Consider the following 22,205-nt stretch of genomic DNA (forward strand, 5'->3'; position numbering starts at 1 on the left):
AGTGGGCGACTGCATGAATCAAGTACCGCATTTGATTATGCCATATTTGTGCACCGCAGTAAGCCTCGCGCCATCTTGATACTTTTGCCGCTTTCGATACACCTTTACTGAAGTTTATTCATCTAACGTATCGTATGAGCGAACGAACCGATTGTCACTGGGTCAGCGCCAGCGATTCGACGAAGGCGCTGGCGCGCTGCATCGACTCCGCCGTGGCGTTGGCGTCGGCCGTGGCGATATACACCGTGGAGCCCACCACGGCCATCCTGATCAAACGCCGGCCAGCCTTGATATCGCGTCCCGGATAGCCCTTGAACACCAGCGCCGTCGGCGGCACGGTCAGCACGTCGTTATGGGCCAGCAGCGCCGCCTGCAGATCGACCATGGTTTTGTCCGGATCGAGGGGCGGCAAGCCGATGTCGAGCACCTGGATGCGGTAGTTTTCGCTATTTGTGGACCACGCGCTGAACTGGCGCATGGTGGCCGCGCCCATGCGCTCGCGCACATGGGTGCGCACGATTTCTTCGTCCGGCTTGATGGGAAACTCGATCGTCATGCCGCCATCGGGCGAGGTCCACACCTTGTTCGCCACCGGCGTGCCGCGCCCGGACGTGGACGTCGACGGCACGTCCGGGCCCTTGCGCGTGTCCATATTGCGCATCTTCGACTGCCCCACCAGCGAGAAGACCTGGGCGACGATGAACAGGCCGGCGCCGACCTTGACCAGGGTGGAATCCGGGCCGGGGGCCTCGCCGAACTCGTTATCGCCATCGGTGCCGGGAATGAAGCAGTAGATGATCATCAGGCCAAGCCAGAAAATGATCGAGCCGATGGTGGTGAAATTGGGGCCGCCGGCGGCGCCGCCCGCGCCAACGGCCAGCATGAAGCCGAGAATCCACTTGCCGCTCAGGTTCACGTCGTGCATGCGCAGCACCATCAGCCGCAGGCAGAAAAACATCGAGACCAGGACACCCACGCCGACCAGCCACATTGCGCCGAACTTACCTTTCGGCGACAAGATGGGCAACACAACGGCGAGCACGATCATCGGCATGAACACCATCAGCGAATACGCCAGCGCGCGCAGGCGGCCGATGCGGCCTTGCATCGAAAAGCCGAACACGCCCGGTTCGTCGCGCGGCTGGTCCAGGTCGGCGTAGCCACGCCCCGATGCGGGCGCGCTGTAAGGCTCGGGCGCGGCCATCTCATCGAGTTCGACGCGGGCCAGGAACCACTTGTACATGGCGCGGTTGTGCTCGAAATCGTCGGCCGGTGCGCGGATCGTGATCGCCACCACGATACCCTCGGCGCGCACGAAGGCGACCAGGCAGCGGCTCTCGAACGCGTCGCCGGGAACGGTGCCGGTAAATTCGATGGCCCTGCCGGTGACCCGGTCGCCCCACTCGGCGCCGTCGATGGCGTAGGCTTCGCCGGCTTGCTTGAGGTAGCGCATTTCGTGCTTGACCACGGCCAGGCGCGTTTCCACCCACTTGTTGAGCGAGACGTCGGGACGCACATAACCGACCGCTTCAAGCACCGTGCCGGTGCTGTCGTCGTGAAAGCGCAAGCCGTTCGACATGGGCGATTCGCGCCATTCGGCCGGCACGAAAAATTGCAAGCCGATCTTCTCAATGGTGACGTTGCGCGGCTTGAGCGCGGCGACATCGAGCGGACCGCCGGCGGCACGCCGCACCGGGGCGGGCTTGTCGAGAACGACCGCTGCGCGCGCGGGAGCGGCCGCCGTGGCAGCGGGCGGGGTGGAAGCGGCCGCCGTGGCGGCCGCCGGGGTGGCGGCAGCGGCGGCGCGCGCCTGCGCCGCTTTGGCCAGCGATGCCTCGATGCTCTTCCTGAGCCAGGCGACGCGCTGGCCGGTGATGTCGAAGCTGCGATCGCTCAAGACCACTTCGATGTCGGCGTCGCCCTGCACCAGGCGCACCACGTCGGCGCCGGACAGCGCGGCGAGCACGCCGCCGTCGCCGTCGACCTGCGCGCGCACTTCGGAAATGCGGATCGTTGGCTTGCCGGCGAGCGCGCGCAGGGTGTGGCCTGCGCCGCCGGCGGGTGCCAGCACGGGAACGAAGAAGGTCGTCTTGACGAACTTGCTCCACGCTGGATTGAGCGATTCCCCCGCTTGCGCGGCGGTGAGCACTTGCTCGAATGTTTCGGACATCATGTTCAACAACCTTCTACAAATTTCATGTTAACGGGTCACCCTGTACGACTCAAGGAAGGCTTCGACCGCCTGTTCGGAGGCCGGGCTGGAATCCGATACCGCCATCGCCACATACACCTTGGAGCCGGCCACGGCGAACTTGACCGAGCGCGTCATGTTACCCGGTATGCCGATGCGCATATCGCGTCCGCGATGGCCGTCGAACTGCATCGCCATCCGGCCCGACAGCAGCTTGCCGTCGCTGCCGATGAGCGCCGCCTGCACGCTGTCGAGGACTGCGGTTTCGTCTTCCGGCATCACGCCCAGGCTGTACACCTGCACCACGTAGGCCGCCCCCGCCACTTCGGCGCTGAACTGCCGCATGCTGCCCGTGCCGCTCGACATCGTGCCCGGATTCGGATCTTCCACCGGCTTGCCGGGAAAGCGGATGAACAGGCCGTCATCGGGCGAATGCCATGCGGTTGGGTCGGCGCGAATGGGCTTGTGGGCGCCCGCGCCGGTGCCCATGCCAGTGCCCATGCCCTGCATCTGCGACTGCCCGCCGATCGAACCGAGCTGGCCGATGATAACCAGGGTCGCACCGATCTTGACCATGGTGGAATTCGGACCGGGCGCGTCGCCATAATCGTTGTCGCCGTCGGTGCCCGGAACCAGGCAATAGACGAGCATCGTTCCGATCCAAAAAATACCCGCCGCGATCATGACGAAATTGCTGTTGCGTAGCGCCCCGGCAAGGCCGATCAGCAGCAGGAACCCCAGCAGCCACTTGCCGCTCACATTGATGTCGTGCAGGCGCAAGACCATCAGCCGCACGCTGGAATAGATGGCGTACAGCCCTCCGACCAGGAACAAGCCACCCCCGAGCACTTTGGCCTTGGGCATGATGACGGCGGCGGCGATGCCGAGCAAGACCATGGCCAGCAGCAGCGGCAAGGAATAGGCGAGCGCGCGCAGGCGGCCGATGCGCCCTTCCATGGACATGCCGAACACGCCAGGCTCGGACAGCGTCGCCTTGCCCGAGTCGAAGCCGGCGCTGGCGCCGGGCGCGCGGTACGGCGCGGGTGCGCTCATCGGCCTGAGGTTGACCCGGCTCAGGAACCACTTGTACAGCGAACGGTCGCGCTCGAAAACGTCGGCCGGGGCGCGAATCGCGATCACGGCCACCACGTCGTCGGTGCGCACGCAGGCGAGCAGGTAGCGGCTCTCGAAGTCGTCGCCCGGAATGGTGCCGCTAAATTCGATCGTCTTGCCCTTGACCCGGTCGCGCCAGTCGTCGCCGTGGATGTCGGTCGGCTCGCCGACCTGCGTCAGGTAGCGCATTTCGTGCTTGACCAGGGCCAGGCGCATCTCGACCCATTTGCCGAGCGGGACGCCGGGACGCAGGTGGCCGCTCGCTTCCAGCACGGTGCCGCTGTCGTCGTGATAGCGCAAGCCGCGCGGCATGCCCGACTCGCGCCATGCGGACGGCACGAAGAACTCGAGGCAGATGTCGGGGATGACGACGTTGCGTGGCTTGAGCGCGGCGACGTCGAGCGGGGCGTTGGAGGGACGCCGCACCGGCGCCGCCTTGGCCGTGGCGACCGGCGCCGGCGCCGGTGCGGGCGCGGGGGGCGGTGCGGGTGCGGGTGCCGGTGCGGCGGCGCGCGCCGTCGCGCTCTTGGCGCGCGCCGCTTCGATGCTTTTCCTGAGCCACGCCACGCGGTCGTGGGCGATCTCGAACGTGCGCTCGCTCAAGGCCACCACGATGGCGGCGTCGGGCTGCAACAGGCACACCACGTCGGCGCCCAAGAGCGCGACCAGCAAGCTGCCCTGGCCATCGTTGGCCGCTTCACGCACTTCCGCAATCATGATGGCGCGGCTACCGTCGCCCTGGATGTCGCGCGTGCGCAGCGTGACGCCGCCCGCGCCGCCAGGCTGGGCGACCGGGACGAAGAACGTCGTATTGACAAATTTTTTCCATGCCGCGTTCATTGATTCGCCTGCCTGCGCGGCGCCGAGCACCTGCTCGAATGTTTCCAATGCCATTATTAACAATTCTCAATATAAGTTTGCACGTTGCAAGAACAGAGCCCGCCATCGTGCCATGTATTGACTGACAACACAACTTGTCTGTTGTAAATATGAGAAGAGAAACAAGGCGAGCTGCGCCGCCCCGAAGTGGCTCCGGGGCGGCGCGTCGTGAGGAAGATCAGGCGGCGACCTTGAGGGTGCCGCGACAGCCGTCCATGAGGAAGGACAGGCCCACGACCAGCACCAGTTCGCCCTCGGCCGAACGGGCGGTGCCGGTGATGCCGTCCACGCTGATGGCCGTCATCGGCTTGATCACCAGGTCGGCGGTGCCGTCGACCGCTTCCACCGCGAGGATGTAGGGCTGGGGCGCGGCGACCACGATGCCGACTTTTTCGGAACAGGCTTCGTAGCCGAGCGCACTGGCCAGCGAACGCACCGGCAGCGGGCGTCCCTGGTCCTTGAGCACCGGCGCGCCGCCGACGTTCATGAAATTGTCGGGCAATTCGACCACGCGCTGGACCACCGCCATCGGCAGCGCCAGGGCGGCGCCGGAGGTCGACACCAGCATGGTCGGCACGATCGACAGTTCGATCGGCAGGCGGATGGCGAACTTGGTGCCGTGGCCGAGCGAGGAATCGATGTGGATCGCGCCACGGTTCTTTTCCACGGCGGTCTTGACCACGTCCATGCCGACTCCGCGCCCGGACACCGAGGACGCCACTTCCTTGGTCGAGAAGCCCGGCAAAAACACCAGCTGGTAAGCTTCTTCGTCGGTCGGGGCGCCGTTTTCGCCGATCAGGCCTTTTTGCACGGCCTTGCGGCGCAGCGCGATCGGGTCCATGCCCTTGCCGTCATCCTGCAGCACGATCATGACGCTGTTCGCTTCCTGCCATGCCTTGAGCGAAATGAAGGCCTTGGACGGCTTGCCGGCGGCGAGGCGGTCTTCGGGCGACTCGACGCCGTGATCGAGCGCGTTGCGCAGCATGTGCACCAGCGGGTCGTACAGGCTGTCGACCACCACGCGGTCGACTTCCGTCTCGGCGCCTTCGATGGTCAGTTCGACGTCCTTGCCCAGGTCCTTGGCCAGCTCGCGCACCAGGCGCGGGAATTTCTGGAACAATCGCCCGACCGGCTGCATGCGCGTGGCCAGGGTGGCGCGTTGCAGTTCGGCCGAATAACGCGAGGCGCGTTCCAGCGTTTCGGTCAGGGTCGCCATCAGGGTGGCGGCCGGGCCTTCGAATTTGAATTGCAGCAGGCGTTCGAGCAGCACGGCGGCCTGGTTGGCGGCCTGCACCGATTCGCCGGCCACTTCGAGCAGCGCGTCGAGCTTGACGGCGTCGACCCGGATGCTGTCTTCCTTGGCGGGCGCGGAGGCGGCGCGGAATTCCTGCACCTTTTCTTCGCGCCGGTCGGCGCCGGCGTCGGCGGCCGGCTTGGCGGCAGGGGCGGCCTGGGCGACGGCTGCGGGCGCGGCTGCATGATCGGCAGCGGCGGCGGCGGGAGCGGCGGCCGGTTTTTCGGCCGGCGTGTAGGTCCCGGGCGGAATCACCGAGACGTACATCGCTTCCCAGTCGAGTCCATCGGCGCCGGGGGCGCTGACGGAAACGGCGGCCGCCGGCGCGGCGACCACTGGCGCCGCCACTACCGGCGCGGGCGCCGCAGCGGCCGCGGGAGCCGCCTTGGCCGGGGCATCGCCCTTGCCTTCGATGGCGTTGACCAGGATGCGTTCGAGCGAGTCCGGCATCGAGGCCAGTTGTTCGGGCCGGGCGCCGTTCGACAGGTCGGTCAGCTGGTCGGCCACGAAACCGGACGCTTGCAGCGCCGCTTCGATGGCGATTGGCGTGACCGGGGCGGCGCCGGTGCGCAGCGCGTCAAACAGGTTTTCGGTCAGGTGGCAGGCGGCCACCAGGGCCGGCAAGCCCATGAAACCGGCCCCGCCCTTGATCGTGTGGAACGAGCGAAACACCGCGTTGAGCGTTTCCTTGTTGTTCGGATCGCGCTCGAGGGCGAGCAGGTGTTCTTCTACGTTGACTGCAAGATCCATCGCCTCGACGACGAAATCCTTGAGCATATCGTCCATTAGAATCCCAGATCGGCAAGTAGGTCGTCAACATTGTCTTGATCGAGTGCGACGGAGGGAACCGACGGACCCGACATCAGCGCTGGCTTGTGCAGCAGTTTTTCGCGCACCGCCGGCGGTGCGTTGTCGCGCAGCAGCTCGGCCAGTTCGTGTTCCACGGTCTTGGTGATGAGCACGACTTTCTTGATCAACTGCCCGGTGATGTCCTGGAAGTCCTGCGCCATCATGATGTCGAGCAGGCGCGCTTTTTCGGCTTCGGTGGCGTCGGTGACGGTCTGGGCGAAGGCGCGCGAGTCGCCGGCCAGGGTCTTGAATTCGTCGATGCTGAGCTTGCCCGCGAACAGGTCGGCCCAGCGCGTGTCCATCGCCTTGGCTTTCTTGGACAGCACGTCCTGCGCCGGCATGCCTTCGTCGAGCGTGTTGAGGACCTTGTTGGCGGCCTGCTCGGTCAGGCTGGCGACATATTCCAGGCGGTCCTGGGCGTCGACGATCTGGGTCGATGCTTCCGACAGGGCCTTGTCGTAGCCCAGTTCGCGCAGCGAGTCGTGCAGCAGGCGCACGATACCGCCAAGGCGCTCAAACATGGGTTTGCCGTGCTCGTCGGTTTCGACGGCGGCGCCTTCCGCAGCCGGTGCGGCGGCGGCGACGGCGGCGACAAGCGGCGCGGCGGCGGGCGCTGGCTCGGGCGGACGGGTCGAAGCGACCTGGTCGAACAGTGCTTCCATGTCGTCTTCGGCAGCGGCGGCGGGCGCCGGCGCAACTGCGGGCGCCGGTTCGCTGCTGCGCTGCGCGGACACTTCATCGAATAGTGCGTCGAAATCATCAGCGGCGTCGGTCATAGTCCCTGCTTCTCCATGTTTGTAAGGTGTTCGCAATCAAGTTGCTGGTGTCTGGTCCTGCCATGCAAGTTCGGGGCAAAGCATGATGCGCGGCAACATCGCCGGGTTTACGCGAGTTTAGCAGTGTGAAGTGCCCTTGGTAAATCACTGTGCATGGTGCGCGGCAAAATGGCACGCGAAACTTGTGCCATCGATAATTAAAACGCGTCTTTGATGTGCAATTGATACTGTGGAGTGTTGTATTTCGTAAGCTGGACGCGGCGCAGGCGGGGCAGGCGAAAACCAAAAGGTAAAAAACCGCGATCGGACCGGACGCCGGCTCGGCCCGCAGTTTGATCAAGATCAAAGGTTTGCGATCTATCAATCGTGAAATCCCGCACTACAATACAGAATACGACCTGCTGCGTGGGAGAACTCATCATGTATCGGAAAATTCTGATTACGACGGATGGCTCGGCGATATCGAAGCACACAGCCTGTGCCGGCGTAAAGTTTGCCCGCCAGATGGGGGCCGACGTGCTGGCCCTGTATGTGGCGCCCGACTATCAATACCCGGTGTACGTGGAAATCATCCCGCCCTCCTACCCCAGCGAAGAGGACTACGTGGCGCAGATGAAGCGCATCGGCAACGAGCACCTGGCCTCGATCCTGCAGGCGGCGCAGGCGGCGGGGGTGCGTTGCGAGTGCCTGACCGAGTTTGCCGACGCCGCCGCGCTGAAAATCGTCGCGGTGGCCGAACAGCGCCAGTGCGACCTGATCTTCATGGGCTCGCACGGCCGCAGCGGCTGGGGCCAGTTGCTGCTGGGCAGTGTGACGAACAAGGTGCTGTCGCACACCAGCAAGCCGGTCCTGGTGCACCGGCTGATCGCGGAGCCCGGAACCTAGCTGGAACCTAGCAGTTCTGAATATGGCGCTACTGACAATTTTGCCGTACCCTTGGATGGACCGCGGGGCGTTCGCGCCGGTGCGGCGCGGCTTGCTTGCCGCCTGTTTGTTCCAGCGCTGCTTCGGCCGTTCATCGACTTACCGCCTACTTATTTGATTGCAATTTTATGATACGCATTGTTGTAGCCGACGACCACACGATCATGCGCGAGGGCCTCAAGCGCATCCTCGACGGCGCCCTCGACATCGATATCGTCGGGGAAGCCATCAACGGCTTTGAAGTACTGTCGCACGTGCGCCAGGGTGGTTTCGACCTGTTGCTGCTGGACTTGTCGATGCCGGGACGCAGCGGCGTCGACCTGATCCGCCAGATCCGCAGCGAAGCGCCCAAGCTGGCCATCCTGATCCTCACCATGCACGAGGAAGAGCAGTACGCCGTGCGCGCGATCCGGGCCGGGGCCCAGGGCTACCTGACCAAAGAGAGCGCCGGCACCCAGCTGGTGGGGGCGATCCGCAAGGTGGCCTCGGGCCGGCCGTACATCAGTACCGAAGTGGCCGAGCAACTGGCGCTGAACATCATGACGCCCAACGAGCAGTTATTGCACAAGCAATTGTCGGACCGTGAATTCGAAGTGTTTTCGCTGTTGGTGGGCGGCAAGTCTATTACCGAGATCGCCAACAGCCTGCACCTGAGCGTGAAGACCGTCAGCACCCATAAAACGCGGATCATGCAAAAGATGGGCATGACGTCGCTGTCGGAAATGGTGCAGTATGCCGTGGCCCATCGCCTGCTGTCGCCATTCAAGACCTGAGCTCACGCTGGCGAGGGTGAAAAGTTTTAGACACCGGTGCGCCGGTTTCGTGCCGAGAAACCTCAAGTAGATAGATTCTGTACCCATCGGTAGCACTTGCCGCACCACCCCGCCACACCTCTGTTTTCACTCTGTAGAACGGCGCCTCGACTAGGAATAGTCCTACAAGAGCGCGCCCAATCCTACTCCCAGATTCAGCGTTCGCTGATATCAATGCCGGACTCGTGTTGGCATACTTAAATCCAGCGATTCGGCTTTCCTGCGGTTCACAAATTGTTCTTACGCAAGCTAGCCAGCCGTGCTGTACATCACTTTTGAAGCTCCGGTCGCAGGTTGATCAGATCGTTGTTCAAGCCTGATACCCGCAGCCTGAAACTTCGAATTTTCCTACCCCTGGAGATGAGCATGCTGACCACGCCCCCGCAAGACACCCGCAACACCACCACCTCGACCATGCATTCCTCGCCAATGGAAGCTGGCCGGCAGCGTCAGGGCCGTCTCTGGTCCAACCTCAAGGAAGTCTGCGACCTGCTGCACATCAGCGCGGCGGTCTCGATCAACAGCGAAGAACTGCTGTTCCAGCATGTGCAATTCAAGACCGGCCAGCGCGTCCACACCATCGGCCAGGCTTTCGACACCCTCTACATCGTCAACTCCGGCTTCCTCAAAACCGTGCTCATCGACGAATTCGGCAACGAACAGGTGCTCAGCTTCCCCATGAAGGGCGACATGCTCGGCGTCGACGGCATCCACACCCGCCATTACGCCTCGGAAGCGGTGGCCCTGTCCGACTGCGACCTGATCCTGCTGCCGTTCAAAAAGCTGACCGCGCTCGGCCGCGTGCACCTGGAACTCGAAAACGTCATGTACGGCGTCATGAGCCGCGAACTGGTGCGCGAACAAGCCATGATCGGCATGCTCGGCGCGCTCAGCGCCGAAGCCCGCGTGGCGCGCTTCCTGGTGTCGCTGGCCGACCGCTTTGCCGCCATGGGCTATTCGAGCAAGCTGTTCAACCTGCGCATGACCCGTCACGAAATCGGCAGCTACCTGGGCCTGACCCTGGAAACCGTCAGCCGCACCCTGTCGGCGTTCAACGAAATCGGCCTGATCACGGTCGACCAGCGCACCATCGGCATCAAGGACGCCGACGCCCTGAAAACCCTGCGCCGCCTGCCGCCGTCGCGTTCGCGGGCCAAGCAGAACAGCGCCGCCGCCAAAGCCAAGGCCGAAGCGGAAGCCGGGCAAGCGGCCGACGCCAAAGTGCTGGCCACGACCACCGTCTGAACGTTTTCAGCAAACAAAAACGGCGCCCTGCGGGGCGCCGTTTTTACTTGTTCAAGCCAGCTTACTGATCGCGCGACAACACGCCATCGCTGATCTTGACCTTTTCGCCCACGCGCAGGCCCGGATCGTTTTCGTACGTCACGGTCTGGGTGCCACCATTGGCAAAGCGGATCACCACTTCATAATGCTGGGTTTTCTTGGCATTGCGCTCGATATTGCGGCCCACATAGGCGCCGCCCAGCGCGCCGGCGATCTGCGCGGCGGTACGGCCGCTGCCCTTGCCGACCTGGCTGCCCAGCACCGCGCCAACCACGCCGCCACCGATGGTGCCGAGGTAGTTGCCGTCGCCATTGACTTCAACCACGTTGATCGCGTCCACCGTGGCGCAATTGGTGCAATAACGCACTTCGCGCGGGGTCGGCGTGGCGGCCGCGATGCGCAGCGGCTTGTTCAGGGTGGCGGTCGAGACGCGGTTGCCCACGCGCATATTGGCCGTCACGGCGCTGTTCGGCGCGATGCGGTCGGCGCGGCGAATCGTATAACCGCCCGTGTATTCGCCTGGATTGACTTCCGGCAGGAAGAACACGCCGCGCGTGCCGGCAATGGCCATGTCGACCTTGGCGCCCGGCGTACCGTACACGGAAAACACCAGTTCGTTGCCCGGCGTCAGGTCGTCATTGGCCTGGACGTCGAAGCGCGCGATGCGCGGCACGTCAGCGGCGCGCTCGCGGCCCTGGTTGTCGCGTGGATGACGGCCGACATCGCGCAGCAGCGATTCGCTGAGCACGCCGCTGGTGACCTGGTTGCCGACGCGCAGGTTGGCGGTCACGGCGCTGCGGCCGGTGATGTTGTCGCGGCTGCCGAGGGTGTAGGTGCCTTCGTACTGGCCCGGTTCGGTTTCGGTCAGGTTCAGGTTGCGGTTGGCGCCGGCAATGCTGAGGGTGGCGCGGCCGCCCGGGGTGCCGTACAGGTTGAAGTTCAGTTCCACGCCCGGGCGCAGGTTGCGCACTTCTTCCACGTCGAAACCGCGGATCACCGGGTTGTAGGCGGCGGCATTATTGTTGTATTGCTGCGCGTGGGCCGGTGCGGCCATGGTCAGGGTAAACAGCGGCAGTGCAGCCAGGAACGCGGCGCGCGACGCGACGCCAAATATTTTTGTAGTTTTGATGATGATCTCCTTGGAGGTTGGACAGCGGCGCCGGATATTTCCAGCAATCATGTCAAGTTACGCTGACCGCCTGCGGGCGTCGGTGCGCTAGCGTACGCAGTGCACAGCCTCTCCCGAGCTCACGCACACGTGCTCCCCAGGCCCGGGCGTGACCGCGAAGCCGCCCGTAAACGCCCCGAACGAGGGCAGCACCATGCGCGTCGGTCCGATCAAAAAGCACGGCAGGCGCAGCGAATCGCGCCGGGTCGAGAGCCGGTACACCGGATGCACGTGCCCGGCCAGCACGTAGCCCGGCGCGCCGATGTCGGGATGGTGGCAAAACGCGAACGGCCCCACCGTGTGCGGCTCGTCGACCATGCCGATCGCCAGCGAGGCGGCCGGGTCGCCGGCGTGCTTGTCATGGTTCCCGCGCACCAGGGTCAATATCAGGTTCGGATGGCGGGCGCGCCAGGCCAGCATGGCGGCGAGCGTGGCCGAGGCGTGGGCGGCGCGCGCATGCAAAAAGTCGCCCAGGAAGACGATCTCGCGGGTCGGATGCGCGGCCAGCAGCGCGTCGAGCGCGGCGAGGTTTTCGGTGGTGGTCCCGCGCGGCACCGGCACGCCCTGCGCGCGGAACGATGCGGCTTTGCCGAAGTGGATGTCGGCGATGACCAGCATCTGCCGCGCCGGCCAATACATGGCCTTTTCAGGCAGCAGCAGGACCGTTTCATCGGCCAGCCGCATTTCGCGGTACGTCATGGAAGGGCTGCCTTCTCCAGCTCGCGCAGCATGCGCGCCACGCGGTCGGACAATTTTTCGGTACTGAGTTTTTCGCGGAAGCGCTCGACCATCAGCGCAAAGCCGAACGGCGTGGCGCGTTTGACCTCATGATAGGCCACGCCGCGCGCATGCAGCTCGACCAGCGTCTCGCGCAGGCGCGTCAGTTCGAGCTCCTGCTCCATCACCTCGCGCTGCGCCTGCGTGAGCAGCAGGTTGGCGGCGTCGTGCTTGCGGAACACCTCGAAAAACAGCGACGACGAGGCCTGGATCTGGCGCGTGCTTTTCGGCTGCCCCGGATAACCCTGGAACACCAGCCCGGCGATGCGCGCCACTTCCCGAAAGCGTTGCTGCGACAATTGGGTCGCGTTCAGGCTGGCCAGCACGTCGTCGAGCAGCGCTTCGGTCGACAACAGCGGCACGTCGCGCCCTGTCACATCACCGGAGGCGGCCAGGAAGGCGCGCGCCCAGTCCACCGGTTCGGCCGACAGCAATTCGAAACCGTAATCGTTGATTGCAATCGAAAACGTTATCGGCTGCACGCGCGCGATCCGGTAGGCGAACAGCGAGGCCAGTCCCATGTGCACCGAGCGGCCCGCGAAAGGGTACATGAACAAGTGATAGCCCTCGCGGCTGGTCATCGCTTCCACCACCAGCGTATCGATGGTCGGCAGCGCGGACCAGCGCTGCTGGATCTCCAGCAAATGGCGGATCGCTTCCATTTCGGGACCACGGAACTGGCCGCGCGCGGCGTGGCGCAATTCTTCCAGCGCGGCGTGCGCCAGTTCCGACGACATCGGCATCTTGGCGCCCTGCCAGCGCGTGACCGCCCCGCGCGCACCGGTGGCGCGCTTCACGAAAGCGGTCATCTCGTGCACCCGGATGAATTCGAGTATCCGCCCGCCGAACAGGAAATGGTCGCCGGCCTTCAAGCGCGAAATGAAGGATTCCTCGACGCTGCCGATGCGCCCTCCGCTCATGTACTTCACCTGCATGGTCGAATCGGACACGATGGTGCCGATGCCCATGCGGTGGCGCCGCCCCAGCGCCACGCTCGGCACGCGGTACACGCCGTCCTCGTCGGCAATCACGCGCTGGTATTCCGGATACGCGGTCAAGCTTTGCCCGCCGCGCGCCACAAAGTCGAGCGCCCATTGCCATTCTTCGGGCGTGAGCGCGCGGTACGACCAGGCGCTGCGCACTTCCTCATACAGCTGCCCGGAGCGAAAGCCCCCGCCCAGCGCCACCGTTACCAGGTGCTGCACCAGCACGTCGAACGGTTTGTTGGGCACCAACCGCCCTTCGATGCGGCGCGCGGCCACCGCTTGCTTGGCGCCGGCCGCCTCCAGCAATTCCATGCTGTTGGTCGGCACCAGGGTCACGCGCGAGACCCGTCCCGGCGCGTGGCCGCTGCGCCCGGCGCGCTGCAACAGTCGCGCGATGCCCTTGGCGCTGCCGATCTGCAGCACCCGTTCGACCGGCAAAAAATCCACGCCCAGGTCCAGGCTGGCGGTGCAGATCACCGCTTTCAATTCGCCTTTTTTCAAGCCGTTTTCGACCCACTCGCGCACCTCGCGCGCCAGCGAACCGTGATGCAGCGCGATCACGCCAGCCCAGTCGGGCCGCGCTTCCAGGATGTTCTGGTACCACAGCTCCGACTGCGAGCGGGTATTGGTAAACACCAGGGTGGCGTTGTAGTCCTCGATTTCCTGGATCACCGGTTGCAGCATGGCGATGCCGAGATGCCCGCCCCACGGAAAGCGCGACACATTGGCCGGAATCAGGGTATCGACCCGGATTTCCTTTTTCAGGTCGCCCTCGACCAGCGTGCCCTTGCCCTCGCCGAGCAGCACATCCTGCGCCTGCGCCAGGTTGCCCATCGTGGCCGACAGGCCCCACACCACCAGTTGCGGGTTCCAGTGGCGCAGGCGGGCCAGCGCCAGCTGCACCTGCACCCCGCGCTTGCTGCCCATGAGTTCATGCCACTCGTCGATGATGATCATGTCGAGGCTGGCGCACTGGGTCTGCGCCGCCGCATGGCTAAGCAGCAGCGACAAGCTTTCGGGCGTGGTGATCAGCGCCGAGGGCATGGCGCGCGACTGGCGCGCACGCTCGCTTGAACCGGTGTCGCCGGTGCGCGCGCCGACCGTCCAGCCAGGCGCCAGCACCGCGCTCGACTCTTCCAGCGCGCGCTGGGTGTCCGCCGCCAGTGCGCGCATCGGCGTAATCCACAGCACCCGCAGGCCGGAAGCGCGGCGCTTGCCGGCCAGCGCGCCGCGCAGCAGGGCCGCCAGCCACACCGCGTAGGTCTTGCCGGCGCCGGTGTTCGCGTGCAGCAGGCCCGATTCGCCGGCCAGCGCGGCGCGCCACACCGCGCGCTGGAAGGGGAACACCTTCCATTTGCGCGCGGCGAACCAATCGTCGATGGCCTGCGCCATCTGGCTTTTGCTCATTGGCTGATGTTCATGTCGATCCTGCTCATGCGCCGGCGGCGGCCAGCAGGCCTTTCAAGGTATCGAGCGTGTCGGCGTCGTCGATGGTTTTGTCGTCGCGCTTGCGCAGGATGCGCGGAAAGCGCACCGCGATGCCGGCCTTGTGACGGCTCGACAGCGCAATGCCTTCGAAGCCGATCTCGAACACCATGGTCGGTTTCACCGAGCGCACCGGGCCGAATTTTTCGATGGTGGTCTTGCGGATCGCGTTGTCGACCACCGTAATCTCGGCGTCGGTCAGGCCCGAATACGCTTTGGCGAAGGGCACCAGCTTGCGCTCCCCGCCCTCGCCGTCCCACACCGCGAAGGTGTAGTCGGTGTAGAGCGAGGCGCGCCGGCCGTGGCCCGCCTGCGCGTAGATCAGCACCGCGTCGATGGTGTACGGGTCGACCTTCCACTTCCACCAGGTACCGACATTTTTAGTGCGGCCGACGCCGTACTGGGCGTCGCGCGCCTTGACCATCATGCCCTCGACCCCGCGCGCGCGCGACTCGGTGCGTACGGTGGCCAGCTCATGCCAGGTGGCGGCGCGGATCAGCGGCGACAATTTCAGCTGCGGCTTGTCGGTCTGGCGCACCAGCACCTCCAGCAAGGCGCGCCGCTCGTGCTGCGGCAGCGCGCGCAGGTCCACGCCGTCCTGCTCGAGCAGGTCGTAGGCCACCAGCACCGCCGGCAGTTCGGCCAGCAGCTTGGCGGACAAGGTCTTGCGGCCGATGCGCTTTTGCAGGTCCGCAAAGGCGGCCGGCGTGTCTTCCTCGGTCCAGATCAGCACTTCGCCATCGACCACGGTGCCTTCTGGCAGATGCAGCGCCGCCAGTTCGGGAAAGCGCTCGGTGATCAGGTCTTCGCCGCGCGACCACAAGTAGTTTTGCGCGCCGCGCCGCACCAGTTGCGCGCGGATGCCGTCGTACTTCCATTCGACCTGCCAGTGGCCCACCTCGCCCAAGCCTTCCGGCTCGCCCTGCAACTGGTGCGCCAGGAAGAACGGGTACGGATGGCCCCCGCGCAGCTTGTGTTCTTCGTCCGACTGGGCGGCGATCAACTGCAGGAAGCCGGCCGCCGTGGGCCGCACGCTGCCGTCGGTCCAGCCCATCAGGCGCTGGGCAATGAGTTTACTGTCGACCGCCGACAGTGACGACAGCGCGCGCGTGACCAGCAGTTTCGACACGCCGACCCGAAAGCCGCCGCCGATCAATTTGGTCAGCAAGAAGCGCTCGCGCCAATCGAGTTCGTTCCAGAACCCGAACAAGGCAGTGCGGATGGCGGCCGGATCGGCGCCGCGCAAGGGGCCGATGCGCTCCTGCATCCACTCGGCCAGGCCGATGTCGCTTTGCTGTTCGGGCGGCGGCAGGATGTGGGCGATGGTCTCGGCCAGGTCGCCGACGGCGTTGTAGGACTCGTCGAACAGCCATTCGTCGAGCTGGGCGTATTCGATCGCGTACTGGCGCAGCAGCTTGGTCGGCACCGCCTGGCGCGGCTTGCCGCCGGCCAGGAAGTAGACCGCCCAGGCGGCGTTATCGGGCGCCGCGCTGCCGAAATAGGCTTGCAGCGCTTCGAGCTTGCGGTTGGTGGCGGTGGTTTCATCGAGCTCGGTGTACAGGCGGGCAAACTCACGCATCCGTCACCTCGGGGCTGTCCTCGGGCGTCCCATCGGGCGTCCCATCGGGCGCCGGCGCTTGCGCTGCTACAGCCGCTTCCACGGCTTCATCCTCGTCGCCGTATTCGGTGTCGAAACCGGAGGCGTCCAGCCCGACCTGGCGCAGCCAGCGCACCATGATCGGAATCGAGCCGTGCGTGACGATGACGCGCGGCGCTTCGGTGGCGCGGATGGCGGTCATCAGACCCGGCCAGTCGGCGTGATCGGACAAGACAAAGCCACGGTCCACGCCGCGCCGGCGGCGCGCGCCGCGCAGCTGCATCCAGCCGCTGGCAAAGGCATCGCTGTAGTCGCCGAAGCGCTTCATCCAGGTTGAATTGCCCGCCGACGGCGGCGCGATCACGATCGCGCGCCTGATGGCCGCCTTGTCGACATCGGTCACCAGCACGGTGGGCGGCAGCGCCACCCCGCCGGCGCGGTAGACGCGGTTGATCGGTTCGGCCGCGCCGTGGCAGATGATGGTGCCGATCGAGGGATCGAGGCCCGACAAGATGCGCTGCGCCTTGCCGAACGAGTAGGCGAAGACCACGCTGGCGCGGCCCTCGTCGGCATTCTTGCGCCACCAGGCGTTGATGTCGTCGAAAATTTCCTGCTCCGGTTGCCAGCGGTAGATCGGCAGCCCGAACGTCGATTCGGTGATGAAGGTGTCGCAGCGCACCGGCTCGAACGGCACGCAGGTGCGGTCCGGTTCGACCTTGTAGTCGCCCGACGCCACCCACACTTCGCCGCGATGCTCCATGCGCACCTGGGCCGAGCCGAGCACATGGCCGGCCGGGTGCAGCGAGACCGTCACGCCGTTATGCACGATACGCTCGCCGTATTCGAGGCCGTCGATGTGGATCTCGCCCAGGCGCGAACGCAGCACGTTCACGCCGCTCGCAGCCGACAAATAGTGGCCGTGGCCGACGCGCGCGTGGTCGCCGTGCGCGTGGGTGATCACCGCACGATCCACCGGCCGCCACGGGTCGATGTAGAACTGCCCCGGGACGCAAAACAGTCCCTCCTTGCGTACCACTACCATGTCCGACATGCGTGCTCTCCTAGACCGCTTCGACGTAATCCGCCAGGAAGGTCTTTTCGCCGTGTTCGGGGAAGGCGATGGTGACCTGGTCGCCCGCCATCGACACCACGGTGCCGACGTCGAACCTGGGCACGCGCACCTGGGCGCCGGGCTCGAAGTGCGGAGCCACCGGCGCCGGTTCGGGGTCGCGTTCGAATTCATCGTCGCGGATTTCGATCTCGGCCACCGCCGGGGGATTTTTGCAGTTATCGCAGCGGCAGCACTTGTCGAAGCCTTCGACTTCATCCTTGAAGTAATCGAGCAGCACCTTCCAGCGGCAAAAGCCGCTCACTGCGTACGATACCATCTGTTCCAGCGACTCCCGGTCGCGCTCCTGCTTGCGCGCATAGATGGCGGCGAGCTCCTCGAACAGGTCGGCGCCGGCCTCTTTGGACGTGACGATGTATTCGAGCTTGCGGTTCTGGCGCAGCAGCTTGCCGTCCTTGAGCAGCTTGAGGCAGATTTTCAGCTTGCCCGAGGCGAGATCCGGCAGCTGGTCGTCGAGGCGGTCGACCACCACCTTCTCTTCCTCGGCCACGGCGCAAATGGCGTCATAAATCGCTTTCAGGTCGTTGGCGGTCGGGTAGTGCTTCACGAGGAAGAACTGCTGCAGGCGTTTGTCGTCCTGGAAGTACAGCAGGGTGCATTCGGCGTCCAGGCCATCGCGCCCGGCGCGGCCGGACTCCTGGTAGTAGGCTTCGAGGTTGGCGGGCAGCTGCAGGTGCAGCACGAAGCGGGTGTCCGGCTTGTCAATGCCCATGCCGAAGGCGTTGGTGGCGACCATGACGCGCTTCTCGCCCGACATGAAGTCATCCTGGTTGCGCTTGCGTTCCGCAGCGGGCAGCTTGCCGTGATAGATCGTGGCGCTCTCGCCCGCGCCGACGAGAATGGCGAGCATCTCTTCGGCCGCCTTGACGGTGGCCGCGTAGACGATGCCCACGCCCTGCGCCGACTGCACGTATTCCAGCGCGCGCGCATAGCGCTCGTCGTTGTTGGTGACCTGGGCCACGCGGTAGTGCAGATTGGGGCGATAGATGCCCGTATTGACGATATTCATGCGTGCGCGCCCAAGCTGGCGGGCGATATCGGCCATGACATCGTCGGTCGCGGTGGCGGTCAGCGCCAGCACCGGCGGACGTTTCAAGGCGTCGATGGCGGCCGCCATTTCCAGGTAGGCCGGACGGAAATCGTGGCCCCACTGCGAGATGCAGTGTGCCTCATCGATCACCACCAGCGCGATCTTGATTTCCTTGAGGGTGTCGAGGAAGGACGGCATCGACAAGCGCTCGGGCGTGCAGAACACGATCTCGTAAAATCCGCTGCGGATGCCCTCGATGGCGGCGTCTTCCTCCTCGCGCGTCAGGCTGCTGTTGACCTGCACGGCGCGCACGCCAAGCGCGTCGAGCTTTTCGAGCTGGTCTTTCATCAGGGAGATCAGTGGCGACACCACGATCGTGGTCCCTTCCAGTATCCGCGCCGGAATTTGGTAGCACAGCGATTTACCGCTGCCGGTGGGCATGATCGCCAGCGTGTCCTTGCCGTCGAGGACGCTGTCAATCACTTGTTGCTGGCCATCGCGCAGACTCTCCACCCCGAAAATCGAGCGCAGCAGTTTCTTGATGGTGTGGCGGCGGGCGGCGCGGGCGCCGTTGTTGAGGAGTTGTCGGTTGTGAGTAGTCATGTCACAACTTTAAGACGCACGCACAGGGCGCGCCATAGGACGCCGCCTACATTTTTCGTAGGAGGAAGACAACAGCCGAGGTCGCGAGCCAACGTCCTACATGGCGTCGGACGTTTTGCCGATAGTTACTATCGAGAACCTTGGCTAAGATGATCACATACCAGTAGCAATTTATCTAACGCACGACCGGAGGACATCATGATGCGCTTATTTCCACTGACTTGGGCTGCCCTGCACGTTGGTCTGGCCAGCGCCGCCACGTATCTGCTGTGCTCCACCTATGTGTTGAACGAGTACGCCGCGGCGCTGTTCTTCCACTAAGCGCCCGGATGATCCGTTTTTTGCGCGGTAAAGCAGTACCCGGCGAGGCGACCCATCGCCGGCATGGCTGCGCTTCTGGCGCGTAGCCGGCTTAGGCGCGCCCGTGGCGCACCAAGGTTCTTCCCTCTTCCCTCCTCCCCACCCGCACCGCTCAACTATCGGCCGCCAGGAATTTGCTGAGATAAGGCGCCGTGCGGCTGCGTTTTTCACGCGCCAGCATGGCCGGCGGCCCGGAAAAAACGACCTTGCCGCCCGCGTCCCCGGCTCCCGGTCCGATATCGATCACCCAATCGCTGGCCGCGACCACCCGCATATTGTGTTCGACCGCGATCACGCTGTTGCCGGCGTCGACCAGGCGTTCGAGCTGCACCAGCAGCTTGTCGACATCGGACGGATGCAGGCCGGTGGTCGGCTCGTCGAGGATGTACAGCATCTTGCCGCGCGCGGCGCGCTGCAACTCGGTGGCCAGCTTGATGCGCTGCGCTTCGCCGCCCGACAGCTCGGTGGCCGGCTGGCCCAGGCGCAGGTAGCCCAGGCCGACGTCGCGCAGCACGTCCAGCGAACGCGCCACGGGCGCTTCTTCCGCAAAGAACGCGGCGGCGGCATCGACCGTCATCCCCAGCACCTCGGCGACGTTCTTGCCGTTCCAGGTCACTTCCAGGGTCTTGGCGTTATAGCGCGCGCCATTGCAGGTCGGGCATGGGGCGTACACGCTGGGCAGGAACAGCAGCTCGACCATCACCTGGCCCTCGCCTTCGCAATGGGCGCAGCGGCCCTTGGCCACGTTGAACGAGAAACGGCCCGCGTCGTAGTGGCGCGCGCGCGCCGTCTTGGTGGCGGCGAACAGTTTGCGCACATGGTCGAACAGGCCGGTGTAGGTGGCCAGGTTCGAGCGCGGGGTGCGCCCGATCGGCTTCTGGTCGACCCGCACCAGGCGCAGGATGTGCTCCATGCCTGAGACGATGCGTCCTTCGGTCGGAATCACTTCAACATGCTCCGGCTGCTCGTCTTCGTCGGCCTGCGCCACCTGCGGCTGGCCGAGCGCCGCGCCGACCAGTTCCACCAGCACCTGGCTGACCAGGCTTGACTTGCCGGAGCCCGATACGCCGGTCACGCTGGCCATGACGCCGAGCGGCAGGTCGATATCGAGCTTGTCGAGGTTATTCCGGGTGACGCCTTCGAGCCGCAGCCAGGCCGCCGGTTCGCGCGGCGTGCGCGCCGGTGGCGGATCGGCCGCGAACAGGTAGCGGCGCGTGTGCGAGGCCGCGATATCGCGCAAGCCATCGGGCGGGCCGCTGTACAGGATATGGCCGCCCTGCTCGCCCGCTTCGGGACCGACGTCCACGATCCAGTCGGCGTGGCGGATCACATCGAGCGCGTGTTCGACCACGAACAGCGAATTGCCGGCCGCCTTGAGCTGGGCCAGCGCGGTCAACAAGGCTTCGGTATCGGCCGGATGCAGGCCGGCCGAAGGTTCATCGAGCACATACACCACCCCGAACAGGTTCGAACGCACCTGGGTGGCCAGGCGCAGGCGCTGCAACTCGCCCGGCGACAGGGTCGGCGTGCTGCGCTCGAGCGACAGGTAGCCCAGGCCCAGCGCCAGCAGCACGTCGAGGCGAGCGACCAGGTCTTCGGCGATGCGGCGCGTGACGATGATTTTTTCGGGATGCGCGGCCGCCGCCCTAGCATTGCGCCTGGCGCTGCCGTCCGCAAAAGGGCGCAGCAGCGTTGCCAGGCGTTCGAGCGGCAGGCGCGAGATGTCGGCGATGTCCATGCCGCCGAAGGTCACCGACAGCGACTCCTGGCGCAGGCGCTTGCCGTGGCACAGCGGGCACTCGGCGCTGACCATGAAGCGCGCCACGCGCTTTTTCATCGATGCGCTTTCGGTGCTGGCGAAGGTGTGCAGCACGTAGCGGCGCGCGCCGGTAAAGGTGCCCTGGTAACTCGGCGTTTCCTTGCGCTTGAGCGCCGCGCGCACCTGGTCGGGCGTAAAACCGGCGTACACCGGCACCGTTGGCGTCTCGTCGGTAAACAGGATCCAGTTGCGCACCTTTTTGGGCAGGTCGCGCCAGGGCGTATCCACATCGTAGCCGAGCGTGACGAGGATATCGCGCAGGTTCTGGCCGTGCCAGGCGGTAGGCCAGGCGGCGACGGCGCGTTCGCGGATGGTGAGGCTGTCGTCGGGCACCATCGACTGTTCGGTCACCTGGTACACGCGGCCCAGGCCATGGCACCCGGTGCAGGCGCCTTCCGGCGTGTTGGGCGAAAACGATTCGGCGTACAACAGCGGCTGGCGCGCCGGATAGTCGCCCGCGCGCGAATACAGCATGCGCAGCGAATTGGACAAGGTACTGACGCTGCCGACCGAGGAACGGGTGGTGGGCGAGCCGCGCTGCTGCTGCAAGGCGACGGCGGGCGGCAGGCCGTCGATGTCGTCGACCTCGGGCACCGGCATCTGGTGGAACAGGCGGCGCGCGTAGGGCGAGACCGATTCGAGGTAGCGCCGCTGGGCCTCGGCGTACAAGGTACCGAAAGCGAGCGAGGACTTGCCCGAGCCGGAGACGCCCGTAAACACCACCAGCGCATCTCGCGGGATGTCGACATCGACGTTTTTCAGATTATGCTCGCGGGCGCCGCGCACCTGGACGAAGCCGGGCCGGGCCAGCGCTGCGATGGCGGGAGCGTCGTCGTTTTTCTTGCGCATGGGGAGCTGCCAATCAATGATCAGCCGCCATTAGACCCCAGTCCGCTTGTCGCCACCGTACGTTCCCACACCAACCCTCCCCGGGTGTCAGGTCTGACATTCGGACACGACCTCAACGTTAGGCTGTGCGCGAGTGCTGAGCACGTGTCCGATTGTCAGCGTAGTAATCGGCGGGCCGCCGAAAATCGCGCCGAAGAAACAAATATTGGGTATTTGTGGCAGAGTGGAATGAGGCGCTGCGCAAGACCGATAGAGCAATGGTGCGATTGCCCGAATGTCA

General features: G+C 65.2%; 15 protein-coding genes. 4 read left to right on the top strand and 11 right to left on the bottom strand.

Going from position 1 to position 22,205, the window contains the following annotated elements:
* Positions 1 to 154: 154 nt before the first annotated feature.
* From F0185_RS24185 to F0185_RS24200, 4 genes are all read right to left on the bottom strand, one after another.
* A complete protein-coding gene (locus F0185_RS24185) occupies positions 155 to 2,173 on the bottom strand; it encodes a DUF805 domain-containing protein (RefSeq protein ID WP_167228775.1) in 2,019 nt (672 codons plus the stop codon).
* A gap of 27 nt (positions 2,174 to 2,200) precedes the next feature.
* Positions 2,201 to 4,198 carry a DUF805 domain-containing protein gene (locus tag F0185_RS24190; protein WP_167228777.1) on the bottom strand — a complete coding sequence of 666 codons (1,998 nt, stop codon included), beginning with the start codon at positions 4,196 to 4,198 and terminating at the stop codon, positions 2,201 to 2,203.
* A 163-nt stretch (positions 4,199 to 4,361) separates the two neighbouring features.
* A complete protein-coding gene (locus F0185_RS24195; protein WP_167228779.1) occupies positions 4,362 to 6,263 on the bottom strand; it encodes a chemotaxis protein CheA in 1,902 nt (633 codons plus the stop codon).
* Positions 6,263 to 7,102, bottom strand: coding sequence for a protein phosphatase CheZ (locus F0185_RS24200; RefSeq protein WP_167228781.1), 840 nt, complete (start codon positions 7,100 to 7,102; stop codon positions 6,263 to 6,265). The genes F0185_RS24195 and F0185_RS24200 overlap by 1 nt, the downstream gene beginning before the upstream one ends.
* Before the next feature lie 420 nt (positions 7,103 to 7,522).
* Here F0185_RS24200 and F0185_RS24205 point away from each other — a divergent pair, with 420 nt between their 5' ends.
* The 3 genes from F0185_RS24205 to F0185_RS24215 all read left to right on the top strand — a co-directional run bounded on the left by F0185_RS24205 (position 7,523) and on the right by F0185_RS24215 (position 10,083).
* Positions 7,523 to 7,987, top strand: a complete 465-nt coding sequence (locus F0185_RS24205) for a universal stress protein (RefSeq protein ID WP_167228782.1) — start codon at positions 7,523 to 7,525, stop codon at positions 7,985 to 7,987.
* Positions 7,988 to 8,154: 167 nt separating this feature from the next.
* Entirely contained in the window at positions 8,155 to 8,799 is a 645-nt protein-coding gene (locus F0185_RS24210; protein ID WP_054263975.1) for a response regulator, read from the top strand.
* A 468-nt stretch (positions 8,800 to 9,267) separates the two neighbouring features.
* Positions 9,268 to 10,083 carry a Crp/Fnr family transcriptional regulator gene (locus F0185_RS24215; RefSeq protein ID WP_166891842.1) on the top strand — a complete coding sequence of 272 codons (816 nt, stop codon included), beginning with the start codon at positions 9,268 to 9,270 and terminating at the stop codon, positions 10,081 to 10,083.
* Positions 10,084 to 10,144: 61 nt separating this feature from the next.
* On the opposite strand, the gene F0185_RS24220 is transcribed toward F0185_RS24215, so the two are convergent.
* The 6 genes from F0185_RS24220 to F0185_RS24245 are packed head-to-tail and all read right to left on the bottom strand — an operon-like array spanning position 10,145 to position 18,897.
* Positions 10,145 to 11,302, bottom strand: a complete 1,158-nt coding sequence (locus F0185_RS24220) for an outer membrane lipoprotein (RefSeq protein ID WP_167228784.1) — start codon at positions 11,300 to 11,302, stop codon at positions 10,145 to 10,147.
* A 36-nt stretch (positions 11,303 to 11,338) separates the two neighbouring features.
* Positions 11,339 to 11,989 carry a ligase-associated DNA damage response endonuclease PdeM gene (gene pdeM / locus F0185_RS24225; RefSeq protein WP_167228786.1) on the bottom strand — a complete coding sequence of 217 codons (651 nt, stop codon included), beginning with the start codon at positions 11,987 to 11,989 and terminating at the stop codon, positions 11,339 to 11,341.
* Positions 11,986 to 14,460, bottom strand: a complete 2,475-nt coding sequence (locus F0185_RS24230; RefSeq protein WP_167228788.1) for a ligase-associated DNA damage response DEXH box helicase — start codon at positions 14,458 to 14,460, stop codon at positions 11,986 to 11,988. The genes pdeM and F0185_RS24230 overlap by 4 nt, the downstream gene beginning before the upstream one ends.
* A gap of 25 nt (positions 14,461 to 14,485) precedes the next feature.
* A complete protein-coding gene (locus tag F0185_RS24235) occupies positions 14,486 to 16,117 on the bottom strand; it encodes an ATP-dependent DNA ligase (RefSeq protein ID WP_167228790.1) in 1,632 nt (543 codons plus the stop codon).
* The gene (locus F0185_RS24240) at positions 16,110 to 17,186 is read right to left on the bottom strand and encodes a ligase-associated DNA damage response exonuclease (RefSeq protein ID WP_167228792.1); all 1,077 of its coding nucleotides are present in this window, start codon (positions 17,184 to 17,186) and stop codon (positions 16,110 to 16,112) included. Before F0185_RS24240 ends, F0185_RS24235 begins: the two co-directional genes overlap by 8 nt.
* 10 nt (positions 17,187 to 17,196) lie before the next feature.
* A complete protein-coding gene (locus tag F0185_RS24245) occupies positions 17,197 to 18,897 on the bottom strand; it encodes a RecQ family ATP-dependent DNA helicase (RefSeq protein ID WP_167228794.1) in 1,701 nt (566 codons plus the stop codon).
* 198 nt (positions 18,898 to 19,095) lie between these two features.
* Between F0185_RS24245 and F0185_RS35215 the strand changes: the two genes are divergently transcribed.
* Positions 19,096 to 19,218, top strand: coding sequence for a hypothetical protein (locus tag F0185_RS35215; protein ID WP_267876023.1), 123 nt, complete (start codon positions 19,096 to 19,098; stop codon positions 19,216 to 19,218).
* 151 nt (positions 19,219 to 19,369) lie between these two features.
* Here F0185_RS35215 and F0185_RS24250 read toward each other — a convergent pair whose 3' ends face one another.
* A complete protein-coding gene (locus tag F0185_RS24250) occupies positions 19,370 to 21,925 on the bottom strand; it encodes an excinuclease ABC subunit UvrA (RefSeq protein WP_167228796.1) in 2,556 nt (851 codons plus the stop codon).
* Positions 21,926 to 22,205: the final 280 nt, after the last annotated feature.

It is taken from the genome of Massilia rubra, assembly GCF_011682065.1.
Classification (GTDB): Bacteria; Pseudomonadota; Gammaproteobacteria; order Burkholderiales; family Burkholderiaceae_D; genus Telluria_A; species Telluria_A rubra.

Bases quoted from the DNA above. Each gene is read 5' to 3' on its own strand.
- F0185_RS24190 (WP_167228777.1), bottom strand. From the start codon at position 4,198: ATGGCATTGGAAACATTCGAGCAGGTGCTCGGCGCCGCGCAGGCAGGC.
- F0185_RS24250 (WP_167228796.1), bottom strand. From the start codon at position 21,925: ATGCGCAAGAAAAACGACGACGCTCCCGCCATCGCAGCGCTGGCCCGG.
- F0185_RS24185 (WP_167228775.1), bottom strand. From the start codon at position 2,173: ATGATGTCCGAAACATTCGAGCAAGTGCTCACCGCCGCGCAAGCGGGG.
- F0185_RS24220 (WP_167228784.1), bottom strand. From the start codon at position 11,302: ATGATTGCTGGAAATATCCGGCGCCGCTGTCCAACCTCCAAGGAGATC.
- pdeM (WP_167228786.1), bottom strand. From the start codon at position 11,989: ATGACGTACCGCGAAATGCGGCTGGCCGATGAAACGGTCCTGCTGCTG.
- F0185_RS24230 (WP_167228788.1), bottom strand. From the start codon at position 14,460: ATGAGCAAAAGCCAGATGGCGCAGGCCATCGACGATTGGTTCGCCGCG.
- F0185_RS24240 (WP_167228792.1), bottom strand. From the start codon at position 17,186: ATGTCGGACATGGTAGTGGTACGCAAGGAGGGACTGTTTTGCGTCCCG.
- F0185_RS24210 (WP_054263975.1), top strand. From the start codon at position 8,155: ATGATACGCATTGTTGTAGCCGACGACCACACGATCATGCGCGAGGGC.
- F0185_RS24200 (WP_167228781.1), bottom strand. From the start codon at position 7,102: ATGACCGACGCCGCTGATGATTTCGACGCACTATTCGATGAAGTGTCC.
- F0185_RS24215 (WP_166891842.1), top strand. From the start codon at position 9,268: ATGGAAGCTGGCCGGCAGCGTCAGGGCCGTCTCTGGTCCAACCTCAAG.
- F0185_RS24235 (WP_167228790.1), bottom strand. From the start codon at position 16,117: ATGCGTGAGTTTGCCCGCCTGTACACCGAGCTCGATGAAACCACCGCC.
- F0185_RS24205 (WP_167228782.1), top strand. From the start codon at position 7,523: ATGTATCGGAAAATTCTGATTACGACGGATGGCTCGGCGATATCGAAG.
- F0185_RS24195 (WP_167228779.1), bottom strand. From the start codon at position 6,263: ATGGACGATATGCTCAAGGATTTCGTCGTCGAGGCGATGGATCTTGCA.
- F0185_RS35215 (WP_267876023.1), top strand. From the start codon at position 19,096: ATGATGCGCTTATTTCCACTGACTTGGGCTGCCCTGCACGTTGGTCTG.
- F0185_RS24245 (WP_167228794.1), bottom strand. From the start codon at position 18,897: ATGACTACTCACAACCGACAACTCCTCAACAACGGCGCCCGCGCCGCC.